This window comes from Leifsonia sp. RCC_180 (genome assembly GCF_058138205.1).
This window is the reverse complement of sequence record NZ_CP200340.1, coordinates 1,792,124-1,805,020: the sequence shown is the minus strand read 5'-3', so window position 1 is coordinate 1,805,020 and position 12,897 is coordinate 1,792,124. Positions and strand designations below refer to the sequence as shown.

Below are 12,897 nucleotides of genomic sequence, written 5' to 3'. Positions count from 1 at the left end.
TCCGTGACCGCCGAAACGACCGCCACGCGCCTGACCGCGCGCGGCGCGAAGACTCGTGAGCGGATCGTCACGGCGGCGGCGGACCTGATGTACGCCCGCGGCGTCGGAGCGACCACTCTCGACGACGTGCTGGCAGCCAGCGGGGTCAGCAAGTCGCAGCTGTACCGCCACTTCGCGAACAAGGACGAAATCGTTCGCGCTGTCATCGAGCTCATGGGCGAGCGCGTGATCTTGCGCGAGCAGAACGCTCTCGGCCGAGTTTCGACCATGGCCGGTCTACGGCGCTGGCGGGATGCGCTGGTGCAGAACAATGCGCTGCGCCACGGCGCCTACGGCTGCGCTCTCGGATCATTCGCCTCCGAGGTCGCCGACCACGATGACGTCGCCCGCCGGGCACTCCTGGCGCTCTTCGCCGAATGGAAGGACCTCCTCGCGGGGGCGATTCGTCGGCTCCAGGAGAACGGCGCCCTTCCCGCCGATGCGCCGGTCGACGAACTCGCCGTGGGACTCCTCGCCGCGGTGCAGGGCGGGTATCTGCTGGCTCAGACGGCTCGCGATGTGACCCCCATGGCCACCTCGATCGACATGGCCCTCACGCACATCGAAAGCCTGCGACCTGCCTAAAGTGGACCAAATAGTCCCGTTTTGAATTAGGATGTTCCCAAGGACGACCACGAGGTCGACCATGGATGGAGGAGCCCTATGAAGGCGATAGTCGTGACCGATCAGGCACACGGAACGGCCGGGATGCAGCTGGTGGATCGTCCCGAACCGACACCGGCCATCAACGACGTCCTCGTCGAGGTGCACGCTGCGGCCTACGTTCCGACCGAGGTCGACTGGCCGTCCACCTGGGCCGACCGCGCGGGCAAAGACCGCGCGCCCTCGATCCTCGGCCACGATCTCGCCGGGGTCGTCAGCGCGCTGGGCTACGGCACCACCGGCCTGACGGTCGGACAGCGCGTGTTCGGCATCTCGGACTGGCACCGCGATGGGACGCTCGCCGAGTACGTGGCGGTCGAGTCCCGCAACCTCGCGCCGCTTCCCGGCGATGTGGACTTCGCCGTCGGCGCGAGCCTTCCGATCTCCGGCCTCACCGCGTGGCAGGGCCTGTTCCAGCACGGCCGTCTGCGGTCCGGGCAGACGGTGCTCGCGCATGGTGCGGCCGGCGCCGTCGGCACGATGGTGACCCAGCTCGCCCGTGAAGCCGGCGCGTATGTCATCGGCACCGGACGTGCCACCGACCGGGAGAAGGCACTCGACTACGGCGCGCACGAGTTCGTCGACCTCGAGAACGACGACCTCGGTGAGGTCGGCGGCGTCGACCTGGTGTTCGATGTCGTTGGCGGGCACATCCAAGAGAAATCTGCGCTCCTCATCCGCCCGGGCGGCACGCTCGTGACCGTCACCGGGCTGGGCGACGTGCGACCGGATGGCCTCTCCGTCGACTTCGTCGTCGAGTCCGTGCCGTCGCAGCTCACGGAGATCGTCCAGCGCGTCCGGGATGGCCGGCTCCGCACGAACATCGACGAGGTCACCCCGCTCGCCGATGCCGTCGCCGCGCTCAATCCGACGCAGCGACGCAAGGGCAAGACCGTGATCAGTGTCCGCTCCTGACGCCCCACCCCGAACGCACGAAGGAACCAACATGGCCAACACAGACTTCGAGTACCCCGACGAGGCCGGCTATCCGGACGGGGTCGGCACCCTGACCCAGGATCAAGTGGTCCTCATCGACGAGGTGAGCGACGACCACGCGCCCGGCATCACATTCTTCGTCAACGACAACGACGCGATCTCCACCTACGAGGCGATTTCCGGTGACACGGTGATCGGCGGCCTGACCTACAACGTCGCCACCGACTCCCGGCTGGTGCTGGTCGCAGCCGCCGTTTTCCCCGAGTACCGCGGCCAGGGCGTCGCCACGGAACTGATCCGGCGCGTCCTCGAAGATGTGCGCACACGCGGCAAGACGGTCACGATCCTGTGCCCGATCGTCTGGGCCTTCATCGATCGCAACCCCGGGTACGCCGACCTGGTCGACCCCGGACTCCCTGGGATGCGGAAGTCCGACAGGAGGTAATCATGAATGACAAGAAGCGCAGGGATCCGCCGCACTTCCCGGTGATGGATGGCGCACAGCCAGCGCCTCGCGAGGACCAGATAGCGGGCATCGTCCAACGTGTCTGGGCTGACTCCCGCGTCTATCACCAGGATGTGGAAGTCTTGCTGCGCGAATGGCTGACCACCGACCAGTGCGTCGTGACCGAAGCCGAGTTCACCATTCTGCTCGACAAGGCTCGCGGCGAGTTCGACCGCATCGCCGTCTCCGACGGCTCCGGCGCTCGGACGTGCCCTGCGCACTCGCTCGTCGAATGCGTCTATTGGGACGTGCAGCAGCTGGAGCGCGCGACGTAGCCCCTCACACCTCGAAGTACAGCTCCGTGTGCAGGCGGCATCCCGGATTGAACGCGGCGCCACACTCCGGGCAGGCGTCGGCCACGAAGTACTCGGCGATCGTCAGCTCGTGCCCGCAGACGCCACAGAGCACCGCCCTCTCAGCGCGCGCGTCCACGGGCCATTGCTGGGCGGGGTGCCCTGCGGACTCGGCGTGGCAGAGGTGGCACGGGTAGTACTCGCCGCAGCACGCGAAGCGGATCGCGATGACATCCAGCGACGAGCGGTAGTGGATGCAGCGTGTCTCGTCGTCGACGACCGGACCGAGCACCTGGGGCCGCGCGCTCACCGCACACCCCGTGCGGCCAGCGCTTCGCCGAGCTGGTCGGCGTGCTTCAGCGACAGGATGAGGAACGGCACGGCGAAGAACCGCAGCCCGGGCCGCCCTCCGCGTGCGCGCTGCGCTTCGCGCACCTCCCGTGCCAGGCGGGCGAGCACCGGGACGGTCGTGAACGTGACGGTCAGCAGCACGGCGGCGCGCTCCGAGTCGAAGCCGAGCCGACCGAGTGGATGCAGTCCGCGCTCGACCGCATCCAGCAGCGCGGTGACGCGGGTGGTGAGCACGAGCAGACCCGCCAGGAGCACCGCGGCGGTCACCCGGGCGGTGTTGGAGACGGCCGCCTCGGGGCCCAGGAAGATCAGCTGCGCCGCGAGGGTCACCACGATGAGCCAGCGCAGCGCGATCGTCGCGCGGGCGAGCTCGCGCATCCCGAGCATCCCGTCCCGAAGTCCGGCGACGGCGTAGGCGAGGACGGCGGCCGCTGCTGCGACGACCGCGGCCCACCACTGCGAGGGCAGCAGGGAGACGGCGAGCACCGCCACCAGCACCAGGAGCAGCTTCGGGCCCGCGGGCATGCGGTGCAGGATGCCGTCGCCCGGCCGGTACAGACTCAGCATGCGAGTGCCGCCTCGTACTCGGCGATCACCTCGGCGGGGCGTCCGACCGCCTGGACCCGGCCGCCCGCGAAGAGCACCGCGGCCTCGCATCGCTCGGCTAGCGCGAGGTCGTGGGTGACCAGGACGAGGCGATGGCCGGCGTCCTCCAGCAGATACTCCGCGACGCGTCGCGCGTTGCGGGCGTCAAGGAACGTGGTCGGCTCGTCTGCGACCACCAGCTCGGGGCGACGGACGAAGGCGCCCGCGAGAGCGAGCAGCTGCTTCTGTCCTCCCGACAGGTCGTACGAGGGCCGGTCGCGCAGCGACTCCAGGCCGAATCGCTCCAGCGTCTCGTCGACCCGGCGTCGCTGCTCGTCGCGTCCCAGGCGGTCCGGTCGCAGAGAGAAGGCGACATCCTCGGCGACCGTCGGCATGACCACCTGCGCGTCCGGGTTGCTGAACACCACGGCGACCCTGCGCCGCAGCATTGCGGCATCCCGCACCGGGTCGAGCCCGAGCACCCGTGCCGAGCCGGCCGTCGGAGGAAGGAGCCCCGCGACCAGGCGGGCGAACGTCGACTTGCCCGATCCGTTGTCGCCGATGACGGCCACCGTGCGGGCGTCCAGCGCAAGGCTGACGTCGTGCAGCGCGTCCACCTCGCCGAGGCGGACGACTACCGCATCCAGCTGGAGCGCGGCGGTCACGGCACCCGGGGCTCGGCCGGTGCGGGCGTCGCTGCCTCGGCCGGAGCCTCCGTCCGCCCGGTCGTCCAGGTGCGCCGGAACGCGCGCGGGTATGCCCGCACCAGGGTCATCACGATGGCGGTCGCGATGACGGCCTTGACGAGGTCGCCCGGGATGAAGACCAGACTCATGGCCGCGGTCGCGTCGAGCGGCAGCCGGGTGACGAGGCTCTGGACGGGCACACCGAAGACGTAGACGACGAGGATGCCGCCGACGATCATCCCGAGGAAGGTGCGCCACCACACCGGCTTGCGACCCGCCGCGTGCACGATGAGTCCGATGACGAAGGCTCCGGCGATCCAGCCGAACAGGTAGCCGGCGGACGGTCCGACGAAGACGCCGATGCCGCCCGAGCCGCCGTACAGCAGGGGGAGTCCGACCGCGACGAGGGCGAGGAGCACGGCCATCGACAGTGCGCCGAGCCAGGGTCCGAGGATGGCGCCGGCGAGCATCACGCCGAGAGTCTGCGCGGTGATCGGAACCGATCCGAAGACGGAGAGGCCGCCGGGGAGGCCGAGCACGGCGACCAGGGCCGCGAACACGGCGACCCGGGCGAGGTCGGTCGCGTCGAGCCGGCGGCGGGGGATCGTGAGAGCGGGGTGGGTCATGAGCGCATCCTTTACCTGAACACTGTTCACCTGAACGGTGTTCACTATAGTGAGAAGGTGGCAGGGAACGAAAACGGTCGACGGCATTCGCGAGACGACGTGGTGGAGGCAGCACTCCGCATCCTCGACGACCTCGGGCTGCCGGACCTGACCATGAGACGCCTGGCAGCGGCGCTCGACGTGCAGCCGAGCGCCCTCTACTGGCACTTCCCGAACAAGCAGACCCTCCTCGCCGAGCTGGCAGACCGCATCGTCGCGGTGCGCCCGGCGGGCTGGGCCCGTACGGACGGTCTCGACGATTGGCGGGATGCGGTGCGCGCCGAGGCGGCAGCCTTGCGGGACGCGCTCCTCGCCTACCGCGACGGCGCCGAGGTGGTCTCCAGCACGCTCGCGCTCGGACTCGGGTCGCCCGAGACGCTCGATCGGCTCGCCCGCGCGGTCGCCCGCGGCGGCTTCGACGCCGAGACTTCGCGGCGCTCCGCGACGGCGCTCCTCCACTTCGTGCTCGGCCACGTCTCGCACGAGCAGCAGCGGCTGCAGTACGACTCGCTCGGGGTGCTCGCCGGCGGGGAGAGCTCACCACTGGACGAGGACGACCCTGCTGCGGCGTTCGCCTTCGGCGTCGACCTGCTGGTGGGCGGACTGGAACTCAGTCGCTCCCGAAGGTGACCTTCCAGCCGCCGACGACGTGCACGGCCAGGTTGAACAGCGCCGCGAAGATCGCTCCGAGTGCCGACACCACGATCACTTCGAGCAGCGCGACGACCAGGGTGAACGTCATGACGTTCGGGAAGGTGAGCCCGGACACGAGGTCGGCGCCCTGCACACCGGCGATGTCCTCGAGGAAGCTGCTGGCCGTGGCGACCACTCCGAATCGCTCGAGCGCAGCCCAGAGGGCCAAGCCGATGACGACGGTGATGGCGGCCACGATGATGCTCACCAGGAACGACATCTTGAGTGCGGACCAGAAGTCGACGTAGACCAGCCGCATCGTCGCGCGCTTCTTCTTCTGCTTGCTGCCCCGAGACGGCATGCGGCCCCTCCCCATGTTGCTTCCGCCGTCGCCGGCGCTCCCCGGGGGCCAAGTCTACGGGACGGGATCGCGCCGCCCTCGCCGATGGCGCTGGATGTCCGCCGAGAGTCCATACCGATCGTCCGGTTCTAGCATAGAATGCCTCCATACCCCCGGCGCGGCCGTAGCGGATTGGGGGCGCTGCGGCCGGGTCGGTTCGGGTGCGATCGGGTCGCGCAGCGATCAGCGGATCAGTTCAGGCAGGTCCCGCAGCCGCTCCCACTCGGACGGCGGCACGATCCCCGGCAGCAGGACCGTCCACAGGTCGCGCACGCGCTCCAGCAGATCCGCCCGGTTCGTCATCGTCTCCGAGAGGAGCTGCACGCCGGTGTAGGCGGGCACGACGACGCTCGCGAGCATCCCCGGGTCGAGGTCCGCGCGCAGGTCGCCCTCGTCCACCGCCTGGCGGAACAGCGCCTCCGATGTACTGAGCCAGTCCTGATACGGCTCGGTGACCGGCGGGTCGAAGAGCGAGACGTCCGTCGTCAGCCGGATTCCCGCCTGCACCACCGGATCGGTCAGCAGCTGGCGCGCGAGCACGGCGCTCAGCAGCACCATGGTCTCCAGCCCCGGGCGTCCCTCCTCGATCGCCTCGGCCGCTGCGGCCATCGTCCGGCGGTGCTGCTCGGCGATCACTGCCCGGGCGAGTTCGTCCTTCGACGGGAAGTGGAAGTACAGTGCGCCCTTCGTCATTCCGGACTCGGTGGCGATGTCCGCGATGGAGGCGAGACCGTATCCGCGGCGGCCGAAGACCGCGGCCGCACCGGCCACGATCGACTCCCGCGTCACCTGCGCTCGCTCCTGCTTGACCATGATGCGCTCACGTTAACGCACACTTGCCATGCGGTGGCTGAACAGTTCACGTGGCGGGCGTAGCGTTGGCCCAGAACGAACCGCCGTGCCGAGGGGAGACGCCCATGCCCACTGTCGCCGACACCACCGTCGAGATCCTGCGGGATGCGGGGGTCACCCGCGTGTACGGCATCCCGGGGGACTCGCTGAACGGCTTCACCGACGCGATCCGGCGCAACGACGGCGTCACCTGGGAGCACGTGCGGCACGAGGAGGCGGCCGCGTTCGCCGCGTCAGCGGAGGCAGCCCTCACGGGCCAGCTGGCGGTGTGCGCCGGAAGCTGCGGCCCGGGCAACACCCACCTCATCAACGGCCTGTACGACGCGAACCGCAGTCGCGTGCCCGTTCTCGCCATCGCGGCCCAGATCCCGGGCGCCGAGATCGGCAGCGGGTACTTCCAGGAGACGCACCCGCAGGAGCTCTTCCGCGAGGCCAGCGTCTACACCGAGCTGGTCAGCCAGGCCGACCAGATGCCGCGCATCCTCGAGATCGCGATGCGCACCGCGGTCGAGCGCCGGGGCGTCGCCGTGGTCGTCGTCCCGGGCGAGATCTTCCTCGCCGACAGCGCCGGCCGTCGGAAGTCCGCGCCGATCGCCTTTTCTCCGCGCGTGACGCGCCCCACCGACCCCGAGCTTCAGGCGGCCGCCGACATCCTCAACACCGCGAAGCGGGTCACCATCCTGTCCGGCGCCGGAGCCGAGGGCGCGCACCCGCAGCTGGTCTCGATCGCGTCAGCGCTGCAGGCGCCGATCGTCCACGCGATGCGCGGCAAGGAGTTCATCGAGTACGACAACCCGTACGACGTCGGGATGACCGGCCTGCTCGGCTTCTCGTCCGGGTATCGCGCGATGGAGTCGTGCGACGCGCTGCTGATGCTGGGCACCGACTTCCCGTACCAGCAGTTCTATCCGTCGAAGGCGAAGATCATCCAGGTCGACCTCCGCGGTGAGAATCTGGGGCGCCGCGTCCCGCTCGATCTCGGGCTCGTCGGCAGCGTGAAGGACACCGTCGAAGCCCTGCTGCCGCTCCTGAGCGAGCGCAAGGACCGGAAGCACCTCGAGTCGTCGCTCTCGCACTACTCCAAGGCGCGCAAGAGCCTCGACGACCTCGCGGTGAACGACCGGAACCGCACGCCCATCCACCCCCAGTACGTCGCCCGGCTGATCAGCGAGCTGGCGTCCGACGACGCCGTGTTCATCCCGGATGTCGGATCGCCGGTCGTGTGGGCCGCCCGCTACCTGCGCATGAACGGACGCCGGCGCCTGATCGGCTCGTTCACGCACGGCAGCATGGCCAACGCGCTGCCGCAGGCGATCGGTGCTCAGACAGCGTTCCCGCAGCGTCAGGTGGTCGCCCTCGCGGGTGACGGCGGCCTCGCCATGCTGCTCGGCGAGCTGCTGACACTGCGCCAGAACAAGCTCCCGGTGAAGATCATCGTCTTCAACAACTCGTCGCTCAACTTCGTCGAGGTCGAGATGAAGGCCGCTGGGTTCGTGAACTTCGGCACAGGGCTCGAGAACCCCGATTTCGCGCAGATCGCACAGGCCGCGGGCCTGCACGGGCAGCGGGTGGAGAAGCCGGATGAGCTGGAGAGTGCGCTGCGGACCGCCTTCGCCCACGACGGACCGGCGCTGGTGGATGTGGTGACCGCGCGTCAGGAGCTGAGCATCCCGCCGGCGATCACGGCGAAGCAGGTCGCCGGCTTCACGCTGTACGCGCTGCGCACCATCATGAACGGCCGTGGCGACGAGCTCATCGACCTGGCCGACACCAACGTGTTCCGCCGGCTGTTCGACTGATGGCGGCCGCGGTCAGTTGATGCAAACCGTGGCGCTGTAGTTCGTCGCCGGGCCGCTCGGCGTCGGTGCGGGAGCCGGGTTCGGCTTCGGGGCGGTCCCTGCGGCGGCGGGCGCGGCCGGCATGATGCCGTCGTCACCAAGAACCACCGTCACGGTGCTGACCGAGCTGGTCTCCTGAACGGAGGCACCCGGGAGGAAGGCGGCGACCGCTTTCGCCTGCGCCTCCTGCCCGGAGGGGTACTGGATGACCGTGGTCGTCCGCGTGTCGGCGTCGCCGGGCGTGCCCGTCTTGAAGCCGGCGGCCGCGAGGGTCTGGGTCGCCGTCGTGGCCGCGCCGTTAGCGCTGCCTCCGTTCAGGACGGTGACCGACGTGTCGGCCGGCTTCGCCGCGGTCGCGTTCTCATACGCGGTCGGCGTGCCCATCAGGCCCTGGATGAACGCGGGCATCGCGGCGGTGTCCACCTCGACGATGGAGATCTCATCCCCGTCGACGTCGATCGTCGGAGTGCCCGAGATCGGGATGGTCGCCGACTGGATCTTGCCTCCGGTCAGCCCCTGCAGCTGGGCGCCCAGCTGCAGGAAGTTGAGGCCCGGGTCCGTCTCCAGGGAGCCGCTCACCGCATCCAGTACCTTCGTCAGCTTCGCCGGATTCAGCAGCGTGCCCGCGGAGAGGAACTTGTGCGCCTCGACCGAGAGGAAGTACTGCTGGCGCACCACCCGGTCGAGGTCCCCGCGGGGGAGACCGTGACGCTGACGGACGAACGACAGCGCTTGCTTGGCGTCGAGCGTCGAAACTCCGGCCGGGAAGTTCGCGCCGGAATACGGGTCGTCGACGGCGTTGTTGAGACACACCTGCACCGGGCCGAGCGCCTGAGCGATCGTGTAGAAGCCGAGCAGCGAGACGCGCACGTAGTGGTCGATGCTCAGACCGGTCAGGTTCTGCACCGTCTGGATCAGCAGCTTGGCGCCGCTCGCCGCATCCGACCCGCCGCCGCCCAGCGAGAATGCGGCGTTGAGCTTGTTCATGCCGTGACCCGGCACATCCACCCACGAATCGCGGGGAAGCGAGATGAGCGTCGCCGACTTCCCGTTGGCGGGGACGTGCAGGATCATCATCGTGTCGGTGTTGGTCCCGCCGCCGTCGTCGGTGGTGCTCAGCTGGTCGAGCTCGGCCTGGCTCGCTCCGTCCGGTCGGTGGTCATCGCCGACCAGCAGGATGTTCTGGTCCTGCCCGTCGACGTCGTTCGCGGGCTTCGAGATGACATCGACGTGCTTCACCCCGCCGACGAAACGGAAGTAGCTGTACGCGGCGTACCCACCGACGACCACGAGCAGCACCGCGAGGGCGGCGGCGGTCCAGCCGACGATGCGCTTGGCGCGGCGACGCGAGCGCGGGGACTTGCCGCCTCGACGGCCGGGGGTACCGGGCGTCTCGGGGGTGTCGCCGCCGTTGCCGTTGCCGCCGTTGCCGCCACCTCCGCCGTTGCCGCCGCGTCCGTTTCCGTTGCCGCCACGTCGCCCTGCGCCGCCGCCGCCCAGCCCTGGAGCGTCGCCGCCGAGGCCGAACGGGTCGAGGGGCGCCGCCGCACCACCGCTGGGCACGCCGGAAGCCGGCCGGGTGGCACGCACCGGGCGTCGCGGGTCGGCGGACGGCGCGCGTCCGAAGACCTCGGTCGGGGGCAGCTGCTGATCGCTGCTGCCTCGACCGGGCTCTGAGGCGGGGAAGTTCGGGCGTCGCACACGGAAACGCTAGGGGGCGTCGCCTTAGAACAGCCTGGTTTCGCGCGGTGTTCCCGACGAATCGCCAGCATTTCCGCCCGCGCCTCTCAGCAGGATCAGCCGGAAGGCGGATGCACTGGCCTCGCTCCTGCGAGAACGCTCAGTCGTCGGACTCCTCCGGCGGCGCGAGCTCCTCGCTGTCGATGGCCGCTTTCATGGCGTACGCGATCCCGAGCAGTCGCTCCTGCTGGTCAGGTGAGAGAGCGTCGAACAGGACGCGCCGGATCGTCGCCGAGTGCTTCGGCAGCGCCCGCACCACCACGCGCCGCCCCTCGCCGGTGAGGTGGATCCAGCTCGCCCGGCGGTCCTCGACGCACTCCTGGCGCTCGACGAAACCGCGCGCGGCCATCCGTGTCACCTGATGCGACACGCGGCTCTTCTCCCACCCGGTCGAGTCCACGAGGTCCCGGATGCGAAGGCGCCTCCCGGGCGAGCGGACAAGCGCCATGAGCACCTCCAGTTCGGAGATCGAGATGCCGTCGTCGCGCTGCAGCTGCGCATCCAGTGCCCGATCGAACCCCCGGCGCATGAGGTAGAAGGCATGGAACAGCTCGAGCTCGTCGTCCGTCAGCTTCCGCGGGTCGGGACGGGTGCGCGCGGTGGCCATAGATCATCCTGACATGCGCGGCGTGGCAGGCACGAGGCGAAGCGCTCAGTGCACCAGCGCTTCGAGGAACACGACCAGCACGCCGAGGGCGACGAGCGCGCCGAGGACGGCGAGCTGCCGCCAGCCGGAGAGGCCGGTGCGGGCTACAGCGATCCGCGCGATGACCGCAAGCGAGATGATCAGCGCGGTGATGGCGACGACGAGACCGGTGCGGTCCGGGATGACGTCGAAGACGGCCAGCCCGACGGCGATCAGCGGCACGACGATCACGCCGAGGGCGCGCGAGGACACCGCGAGCATGTGCCGGAACTCGGCCGCCGAGGGGAGGGTGTTGTGCACGATCATGTGTGAGACGAGATCCGAGGCCAGGCCCGCCAGTGCCACGCCGACGACCGAGATGACCAGGGTCCAGAGCACCGTGGGGGAGTCGAGGGCCTCGCCGTGCGAGTTGATGGCCATGAGAAGGGCGAGTGCGGTGAAGGTTACGTAGATGCGCTCTCGCAGCCGGTCGCCGGCCTGGCGGCGCGCATCCTCACTGGCGTCGGCAGGGAGGTGGATGTCGTCGCTGCGGTGCGCGCGCTCGTCGGACATGTGCGTGAGCCTAGCGGGAATGAACCGGAGCAGGACGTGGTTCGCGTTGGATGACACGTCATCAACATGGAAAGGCTGACATGACGAAGATCGCCATCATCATCGGTAGCACCCGTCCCGGACGCAACGGCGAGGCCGTCGCCCGCTGGGTCTATGAGAACGCCGCACAGCGCTCCGGCGTGGAGTACGAGCTGGTCGACCTGAAGGACTGGGACCTCCCGCACCTCGACGAGGCCATGCCTGCCGCCATGGGGCAGTACGCCGGCGAGCACACGAAGGCCTGGGCGGCCAAGATCGCCGAGTTCGACGGCTTCGTGTTCGTCACCCCCGAGTACAACCACAGCACCTCCGGTGCCCTCAAGAACGCGATCGACTACGTCGGCGCCGAGTGGTACAACAAGGCCGCCGGGTTCGTCAGCTACGGCGTCTTCGGCGGTGCCCGCGCGGTCGAGCACCTCCGCCTTGTGCTCTCGCAGCTTCAGGTAGCCACGGTCAGCGCCCATGTCGGCCTGAGCCTCGCCCACGACTTCGAGAACTGGCAGCTGAAGCCGACCGACCAGCAGACCGCCGCACTGACCCCACTGTTCGACCAGGTCGAGTCCTGGTCCTCGGCGCTGGAGACGGTGCGCGCCGGTGCCGGCGCCGAGCAGGACGAGGACGAGGTCGCGGCCTAAGCCCCGACTCGCCCTTCGCGCCTCGCTTCTGCCCGGTCTGCTATTTCTGCCGGGTCTGTTATTTCTGGCAGACCGGGCAGAAGTATGTCACCCGCTCTTCGAGCTCCGTCCGCCCCAGTGAGCCGCTCTGGATCGGCGTCCCGCACCGGCGGCACGGCTGACCGCGCCTGCCGTAGACCCAGGTGTTCCGTCCCCGGTGCGTGTCGCCGGTGGTGACGCGGACGGTGCGGTCGCGATTCGCCGTGATGAGCCGGTGTCCCAGGTCGACGGCCGCAGGCAGGTCGGCCTCGCTCACCGGTCGTGTGGGCAGCATCCCGCGCAGGAAGCAGAGTTCGTTGGCGTAGACGTTTCCGAGCCCCGCCAGGTTGCGCTGGTCGAGCAGGGCGACGGCGACGGGCACCTCGGGATGGGCGGCGAGGCGCCGCAGCGCTTCCTCCGGGTCCCAGTCGGGGCCGAGTAGGTCGGGGCCGAGGTGCCCGACCACGTCTTCTTCGCGGTCGCGCGGGAGCACCTCCAGCACGCCGAGCTGGAACCCGACGGCCTGGACGTCTTCCGTCGTGAGCACCGCACGGGCCTGGTAGGCGGGATGTCGCCAGCGTCCCTGCGGCGCGTACACCTCCCAGCTCCCCTCCATCTTGAGGTGACTGTGGATGGTGTGCTCGCCCACATGCATGAGCAGATGCTTTCCCCGGCTGACCACTTCGTCCATGCGCTGCCCGGAGAGGTCGACCGTCGCGTACGCGGGCACCCGGAAGTCCGTCTGCGTGAGGACCTTCCCGCCGAGTGCGCGGTCGAGCCGGCGGGCGGCCTGGTAGACGGTGTCGCCCTCAGGCATGCGC

17 protein-coding genes are annotated in these 12,897 nt (G+C 69.6%); 7 read left to right on the top strand and 10 right to left on the bottom strand.

Features of this window, described 5'->3' with window-relative positions; translation table 11 throughout:
- Positions 1-3 precede the first annotated feature (3 nt).
- The 4 genes from AB7E03_RS08940 to AB7E03_RS08925 all read left to right on the top strand — a co-directional run bounded on the left by AB7E03_RS08940 (position 4) and on the right by AB7E03_RS08925 (position 2,418).
- Entirely contained in the window at positions 4-624 is a 621-nt protein-coding gene (locus AB7E03_RS08940) for a TetR/AcrR family transcriptional regulator (RefSeq protein WP_489941074.1), read from the top strand.
- Between the two features lie 93 nt (positions 625-717).
- On the top strand, positions 718-1,617 hold the full coding sequence (locus AB7E03_RS08935; RefSeq protein ID WP_489941073.1) for an NADP-dependent oxidoreductase: 900 nt from the start codon (positions 718-720) through the stop codon (positions 1,615-1,617).
- A gap of 31 nt (positions 1,618-1,648) precedes the next feature.
- Positions 1,649-2,083, top strand: a complete 435-nt coding sequence (locus AB7E03_RS08930; RefSeq protein WP_489941072.1) for a GNAT family N-acetyltransferase — start codon at positions 1,649-1,651, stop codon at positions 2,081-2,083.
- 2 nt (positions 2,084-2,085) lie between these two features.
- Positions 2,086-2,418 carry a hypothetical protein gene (locus tag AB7E03_RS08925; protein ID WP_489941071.1) on the top strand — a complete coding sequence of 111 codons (333 nt, stop codon included), beginning with the start codon at positions 2,086-2,088 and terminating at the stop codon, positions 2,416-2,418.
- Between the two features lie 4 nt (positions 2,419-2,422).
- On the opposite strand, the gene AB7E03_RS08920 is transcribed toward AB7E03_RS08925, so the two are convergent.
- The 4 genes from AB7E03_RS08920 to AB7E03_RS08905 are packed head-to-tail and all read right to left on the bottom strand — an operon-like array spanning position 2,423 to position 4,684.
- Entirely contained in the window at positions 2,423-2,746 is a 324-nt protein-coding gene (locus AB7E03_RS08920; protein ID WP_489941070.1) for a CHY zinc finger protein, read from the bottom strand.
- A complete protein-coding gene (locus AB7E03_RS08915; RefSeq protein ID WP_489941069.1) occupies positions 2,743-3,354 on the bottom strand; it encodes an energy-coupling factor transporter transmembrane component T in 612 nt (203 codons plus the stop codon). The genes AB7E03_RS08920 and AB7E03_RS08915 overlap by 4 nt, the downstream gene beginning before the upstream one ends.
- Positions 3,348-4,037 carry an energy-coupling factor ABC transporter ATP-binding protein gene (locus tag AB7E03_RS08910; protein WP_489941068.1) on the bottom strand — a complete coding sequence of 230 codons (690 nt, stop codon included), beginning with the start codon at positions 4,035-4,037 and terminating at the stop codon, positions 3,348-3,350. The genes AB7E03_RS08915 and AB7E03_RS08910 overlap by 7 nt, the downstream gene beginning before the upstream one ends.
- On the bottom strand, positions 4,034-4,684 hold the full coding sequence (locus AB7E03_RS08905) for a biotin transporter BioY (RefSeq protein WP_489941067.1): 651 nt from the start codon (positions 4,682-4,684) through the stop codon (positions 4,034-4,036). The genes AB7E03_RS08910 and AB7E03_RS08905 overlap by 4 nt, the downstream gene beginning before the upstream one ends.
- A gap of 102 nt (positions 4,685-4,786) precedes the next feature.
- On the opposite strand from AB7E03_RS08905, the gene AB7E03_RS08900 reads away from it, so the two are divergent.
- The gene (locus AB7E03_RS08900) at positions 4,787-5,353 is read left to right on the top strand and encodes a TetR/AcrR family transcriptional regulator C-terminal domain-containing protein (RefSeq protein WP_489942891.1); all 567 of its coding nucleotides are present in this window, start codon (positions 4,787-4,789) and stop codon (positions 5,351-5,353) included.
- On the opposite strand, the gene AB7E03_RS08895 is transcribed toward AB7E03_RS08900, so the two are convergent.
- Both AB7E03_RS08895 and AB7E03_RS08890 read right to left on the bottom strand, forming a co-directional pair.
- Positions 5,334-5,717, bottom strand: a complete 384-nt coding sequence (locus AB7E03_RS08895; protein WP_489941066.1) for a DUF3566 domain-containing protein — start codon at positions 5,715-5,717, stop codon at positions 5,334-5,336. The two genes, AB7E03_RS08900 and AB7E03_RS08895, sit on opposite strands and share 20 nt — an antisense overlap.
- A 222-nt stretch (positions 5,718-5,939) precedes the next feature.
- Positions 5,940-6,569 carry a ScbR family autoregulator-binding transcription factor gene (locus tag AB7E03_RS08890; protein ID WP_489941065.1) on the bottom strand — a complete coding sequence of 210 codons (630 nt, stop codon included), beginning with the start codon at positions 6,567-6,569 and terminating at the stop codon, positions 5,940-5,942.
- 104 nt (positions 6,570-6,673) lie between these two features.
- Here AB7E03_RS08890 and poxB point away from each other — a divergent pair, with 104 nt between their 5' ends.
- Positions 6,674-8,407 carry a ubiquinone-dependent pyruvate dehydrogenase gene (gene poxB, locus AB7E03_RS08885; protein WP_489941064.1) on the top strand — a complete coding sequence of 578 codons (1,734 nt, stop codon included), beginning with the start codon at positions 6,674-6,676 and terminating at the stop codon, positions 8,405-8,407.
- 12 nt (positions 8,408-8,419) lie between these two features.
- On the opposite strand, the gene AB7E03_RS08880 is transcribed toward poxB, so the two are convergent.
- The 3 genes from AB7E03_RS08880 to AB7E03_RS08870 form a co-directional block, all read right to left on the bottom strand.
- A complete protein-coding gene (locus tag AB7E03_RS08880) occupies positions 8,420-10,147 on the bottom strand; it encodes an LCP family protein (RefSeq protein WP_489941063.1) in 1,728 nt (575 codons plus the stop codon).
- A gap of 139 nt (positions 10,148-10,286) precedes the next feature.
- On the bottom strand, positions 10,287-10,793 hold the full coding sequence (locus tag AB7E03_RS08875) for a MarR family winged helix-turn-helix transcriptional regulator (RefSeq protein WP_489941062.1): 507 nt from the start codon (positions 10,791-10,793) through the stop codon (positions 10,287-10,289).
- Between the two features lie 45 nt (positions 10,794-10,838).
- The gene (locus AB7E03_RS08870; RefSeq protein ID WP_489941061.1) at positions 10,839-11,384 is read right to left on the bottom strand and encodes a hypothetical protein; all 546 of its coding nucleotides are present in this window, start codon (positions 11,382-11,384) and stop codon (positions 10,839-10,841) included.
- An 80-nt stretch (positions 11,385-11,464) separates the two neighbouring features.
- On the opposite strand from AB7E03_RS08870, the gene AB7E03_RS08865 reads away from it, so the two are divergent.
- On the top strand, positions 11,465-12,058 hold the full coding sequence (locus AB7E03_RS08865) for an NADPH-dependent FMN reductase (protein ID WP_489941060.1): 594 nt from the start codon (positions 11,465-11,467) through the stop codon (positions 12,056-12,058).
- 58 nt (positions 12,059-12,116) lie between these two features.
- On the opposite strand, the gene AB7E03_RS08860 is transcribed toward AB7E03_RS08865, so the two are convergent.
- Complete coding sequence (locus AB7E03_RS08860) at positions 12,117-12,893, bottom strand: DNA-formamidopyrimidine glycosylase family protein (RefSeq protein WP_489941059.1); 777 nt, start codon at positions 12,891-12,893, stop codon at positions 12,117-12,119.
- Between the last annotated feature and the right edge of the window lie 4 nt (positions 12,894-12,897).